Below are 5,203 nucleotides of genomic sequence, written 5' to 3' on the forward strand. Positions count from 1 at the left end.
GCCGCCGCCTCGCTCGACCGGGTCGGCGTGGAACTCGAACCCCGCGCCCAGTGGCCGACCGGGGTCGCGAGCCTCGGGGTCGACGTGCGCGGCAACATCCCGGTTGGCGAGCGCCTCGCCCCCGGCCGCGCCCTCGCCCGGCTCACCGACCTCGGCTGGGGCGGACCCCTCCGTGACCTCTTCGCCGTCCAGGCAGCGGATGCCCCGGCGACCGCCGCGATGACAAGCGCCTGCGTACGGGTGCTCGCCGACTGGAACTGGGACGAACGACCCGCCGCGGTGATCAGCATGCCGTCGCGGCGGCATCCGCTTCTCGTCGCCTCGGTCGCCCGCGCCCTGTCGGAGGCCGGGCGCCTGCCCTGGCTCGGCTCCCTGGACCTCGTCGGCGGCGGGCCCGCAGGCGGCAGCGGCGGGAACAGCGCCTATCGCCTCGCCGCGGTGTGGAACCGTTTCGAGGTCGGGCCCGAACTCGCCGCGTCCCTGGCGCCCTTCGCCGGCAAGCCGGTCCTGCTGATCGACGACCTCGCCGACAGCCGGTGGACCCTCACCGTCGCCGGGCGGCTGCTGCGCCGGGCGGGCACCTCTGCGGTGCTCCCGTTCGCCCTGGCGCTGCGTTCCTGAGTCCGCGCGCGTTCCGGGAGCCGCGCACGCATCCGCGATGACACATCCTTCCGGTAAACTCCCCGGGCATTCAGAACCAGGGAGACCCGTGACATCGACACTCAAGACCGAGCGACCTGCTCCGGCGCCGCCACGCGAAACCACCGTGCGCCGGGATATCCAGGGGCTGCGGGCCGTCGCCATCGTCGCGGTCGTGCTCAACCACGTGATCATGTGGCCGACCGGCGGTTTCATCGGCGTGGACATCTTCTTCGTCATCTCGGGATTCCTGATCACCGGGATCCTGCTCCGCGACCATGAGACGACGGGCACGATTTCGCTCCGGCGTTTCTACGCCAGGCGCATCCGGCGGATCGCTCCGGCCGCGGTGACCGTACTGGTCGCCACGGCGGTCCTCGCCCACTTCCTGTTCAACACCACGCGGGCGCTCTCCACGCTCTGGGATGCCGCCTGGGCCTTCGTCTTCGCGGCGAACTGGCACTTCACGGCCATCGGCACGGACTACTTCCATGCGACCGACCCGGCCTCGCCGCTGCAGCCGTACTGGTCGCTCTCGGTCGAGGAGCAGTTCTATCTCGTCTGGCCGATCGTGGTGCTCCTCGTGCTCACCGTGGGCGCGAAGCGCCTGCGGAGCGTCCGCCGCGGCAGGGTGGTCCTCGGCCTGGTGATGGTCGTCGTCATTGTCGTGTCTTTTTGTCATGCCCTCGGTGAGAGCGCGACCACGCCGTCCGCCGCCTACCTGTCCACGTTCTCCCGGGTGTGGGAGCTCGGCGTCGGCGCCCTGCTCGCCGCGGCCGCCCCGGTCTTCCCCCGGATCCCCGTCGCCCTGCGCGGGCTCCTCGGCTGGGCTGGACTGCTCGGGATCCTGGCCGGCTTCTTCCTGATCGACGACGCCCTCGCCTTTCCAGGGCCCTGGGCAGCCGTCCCCGTCGCCGCGACCGCCCTCGTGATCATCGGCGGCATCACCGGCCCGCAGCACTACCTGTTCCCGCTCACGAACCCGCTCAGCGTCTGGATCGGCGACCTCTCGTACTCGCTGTATCTCTGGCACTTCCCGGTGATGGTGTTCCTGCTGATGGCCGACCCCACGCTCAGCGTGCAGGTCATCCTCGGCATGATCCTCGCGCTCTCGATCGTGTCGTACTACCTCATCGAGCAGCCACTGCACCGGTCACCGTGGCTGCACCGGTTCGGCGATTCAGCGGAATCCAGCCGCCTCGCCTGGCGCACCTGGCGGGAGAAGTTCGGCTCCCAGTTCATTCTTGCCGGGCTGAGCCTGTTCGTGATCGCGACCGTGATCGGTGTCAGCGCCCAGGTCACCCTGCACGGCACGAGTTCCCCGGCAGCACCCATCGCGGCGCCCGGCCCGGTGGAGGACCCGACAGCCCAGCTGCAGGCGGATCTCGGCGCGGCTGCCTCGTCAACCGAGTGGCCGGGGAACCTCTCCCCCACCCTCGACGACGCGATCGCGACGACGTCGAAGAACAACCCGGCCAGGGGCTGCTTCGATGTCGGAAGCACGCCGAGCTTCGACGGCTGCACCTGGGGCAGTTCGGACGCCCCGAATCACATGTACCTCGTGGGCGACTCGACGGCCCTTGCCTATGCCCCCGCGTTCAAGGCGATCGCGGAGGGCAGCAACGGGCAGTGGAAGATCACCACGATCGGCCTGTACGGCTGCCGGTTCACGGCCGTGCCCGTGCAGAACGACGGCGCCGGCGTGATGGATGCCTGCCCCCAGCGCAAACAGGACGTCGCCCAGCGCATCGTGGCCGACAACCCGCGGCTCGTCGTGATTTCGAACGCATACGCGCTCGGCAAGACGCCCGACCGGACCGCCCTCTCCGCGGAGACCCTCGTCGCGTCGACGGCCGCGGAGGCGGCCGTGTACAACGCCGCCGGCCGGATCGTTTACCTCGCACCGCCGCCCCTCGGGGCCAGCCTCGGCCAGTGCTATTCGCCGGTGTCGAGCCCGCAGAACTGCAACACGGGCATCGACCAGGCCTGGCAGGACTTCGCGGCGGCGACCAGTGCGTTAAACGGATCCGGCAGCTTCTTCGTGTCCTCGCTGCCGTTCAGCTGTTACAACGGCGCCTGCCCGGCGTTCGCGGGCACGATTCCGACCAAGTACGACACCGTGCACATGACTCCTGCGTATTCGACCCACATCGCCCCGGCCATCCGCTTCGCCCTCGGGGCGCTCGGCCTGATGTAAGCGGGTCGTTTCCGGCGGGGTCAGGCGACCCTGACCTCGATCTCGCCCGGCTCCGCGGCCTCACTGCCGAAGACCAGGAACCGGTTGGCGATCTTGTCGGTGAAGAACCGGTCATGGCTGACCACGACGACAGCGCCGGGGAAGTGCACGAGGGCCCGCTCCATCACCTGGGTGCTCGACAGGTCGAGGTGGTTGGTCGGTTCGTCGAGCAGAAGCACCGAAGCCCCGGAGAGCAGGCACTGCGCCATGGCGACGCGCGCCTTCTGCCCGCCGGACAGGTTGCCGATCGTCTGTTTGAGGTCGGCCTCTGAGAACTGGAACATCGCGAGGAAGCGGTTCACCGACTTGCGGGTCGCGGTGAACGCGAGGCTGCCGGGCATGGCGTTCACCGCGTGCGTGACGGTGTCCTTCTCGTCGAGCTCGGCGAGGACCTGGTTGTAGGAGACCGGCGCGATGCCGCCCGCCCAGGTCACGGACCCGGAGTCGGCCTTCTCCTCGCCGTCGAGAACCCGCAGCAGGGTCGTCTTGCCGCTGCCGTTGGCGCCGAGCACCACGATCCTGTTCCCGCGCCGGACCTCGAAGCTCAGGTCGGAGAACAGGGCCTTGTCGCCATAGGACTTGCTGAGGCCCTCGACCCGGCAGAGCACGTCCTTCACGTGCAGGCCACGATAGATCTCCGTGATGATCTGGTCGACCGGGCGCGGCGCCCTCGCCTTCTTGATCTGCGCCAGCTGGCCGTCGAGGGTGCGGCTCGCCGCCTTCGCCGCCTCCCTGCGGTCGGAGATCCCCTCGGACTCGAACGCGAGGAGCTCGGACTCGTGCACGAACTGCTGCTCGAGCGTCTTGAGCCGGAACTGCTTCTGGATGACGTATTCGCCGAAGTTGCCGGGGTACTCGTGCAGGTGGAAGTTCTCGACCTCGATGATCCGGGTGACGACGGCGTCGAGGAATTTCCGGTCGTGCGAGACGATGATCGCCGCGCCGTGGAAGTCCCGGAACCAGGCCTCGAGCCATTCGACGCCGGCGACGTCGAGGTAGTTGGTGGGCTCGTCGAGGAGCAGGACGTCGGGGTCCTCGAGCAGGATCTTGGCAAGCGCCGCCCGGTTGCGCCAGCCGCCGGAGAGCTCGTCGATCGCGCAGACGCGGTGGGCCTCGTTGAAACCGAGGGTGCTGAGTGCCGTGTCGATCCGGCGCGGGTAATCCCAGCCGCCGAGCCGGTCCATGTCCTCGAACAGTTCGGCCTGGCGGTGCAGGAGGGCGTCGAAGTCCGTGGCCACGGCGATGGCCGCGTCGATCGACGCGAGTTCGGCTTCGATGGCCTTGATCGGAGCGAAGAGGCCGTGCAGGACCTCGGTGATGGTGGAGGAGCCGTCCAGTTCGGAGAACTGCGAGAAGTACCCGATCGAGACACCGCTCTCGAGCGTGACGGTGCCGGAGTCCGGTGCCACCTGGTCGAGGATGAGCTTGAGGATCGTGGTCTTTCCCGACCCGTTCTTGCCGATCAGGCCGACCCGGTCGCCCGGCTCCAGCCGGAAGAAGGCGTCGCGCAGGATCTGCGTCTTCTCGAATCGAACACTGACGTCATTCAGCCTGATCAGGCTCATTACTGCTGTCCTCTCGAGGGACGCCCAGGGAATTCGGCGAGCGGAGCCCAGTCGAGTCTACAAAACCCCGGGCGCTTCAGACCCTCAGCGCTACCGAACCTCAGCGCAGCACGTCCATCCGGGCCGGGTCGTCGGGATCGTGCGGCACCTCGCTCCGGGCGGACAGCATCCCGAGACGCACGAGGTCGATGCCGAACAGGTCAGGCCGTCCATGCAGGCGGCGGCGCCAGGTGGCCGGCACCGCCTCGAGTCCCCACCGTCCCGCGAGCAGCGCGCCGGCGGCGGCCACGCTGGCGGGATCGGCACCGCTGAGCGCGGCAGCGGAGATGACCGGTTCGACGCGGGAAGCATCCACGGCGCCCGCGTCGCCGAGGATCGCCCACGCGCCCTGCAGAATCCAGCCGACCGGACCCACACGCTGCACGTCGACGGTGCGGCCCCGCCCGGCCGCGGCGAGGTGGGCCTCCCAGGCGGCACGCGTCTCTGCGGGCAGGGTCTCGAACCCGGCCCGGGGATCGAGGCGCCCCTCGAGGACCGCCACGCGGAGTGAGAGCGCGAAGAGGACGCCCGCGTCGCCGGCGCCCGGGTCGGCGTCGGGGCGTCCCGAGTCGGTCGGTGCGGTGCGGTTCAGCGCGGTGCCGCGCACGGACGACACCAACCGCGCGGCCTCGGCGAGCGCCACGGGGTCGTCGAGCAGGGCCGGGTCGACGCCACGATCAACGACAACCTGACCTTCCTCGACTACAAGAAGAACAACGACGCT

General features: G+C 69.4%; 2 protein-coding genes and 2 pseudogenes. 2 read left to right on the forward strand and 2 right to left on the reverse strand.

Features of this window, described 5'->3' with window-relative positions; all coding sequences use genetic code 11:
* Both QN345_RS15290 and QN345_RS15295 read left to right on the forward strand, forming a co-directional pair.
* Nucleotides 1–621: pseudogene (locus QN345_RS15290) on the forward strand (recombinase RecQ); the annotation flags it as partial.
* 88 nt (nucleotides 622–709) lie between these two features.
* Nucleotides 710–2,836: an acyltransferase family protein gene (locus QN345_RS15295; protein WP_322135393.1), complete on the forward strand. Its 2,127-nt coding sequence runs from the start codon at nucleotides 710–712 to the stop codon at nucleotides 2,834–2,836.
* 20 nt (nucleotides 2,837–2,856) lie between these two features.
* On the opposite strand, the gene QN345_RS15300 is transcribed toward QN345_RS15295, so the two are convergent.
* A complete protein-coding gene (locus tag QN345_RS15300) occupies nucleotides 2,857–4,440 on the reverse strand; it encodes an ABC-F family ATP-binding cassette domain-containing protein (protein ID WP_134445900.1) in 1,584 nt (527 codons plus the stop codon).
* A gap of 100 nt (nucleotides 4,441–4,540) precedes the next feature.
* Nucleotides 4,541–5,203, reverse strand: a pseudogene (locus tag QN345_RS15305) (hypothetical protein); the annotation flags it as partial.

It is taken from the genome of Cryobacterium sp. 10I1 (genome assembly GCF_035019805.1).
Lineage (GTDB): Bacteria > Actinomycetota > Actinomycetes > Actinomycetales > Microbacteriaceae > Cryobacterium > Cryobacterium glucosi.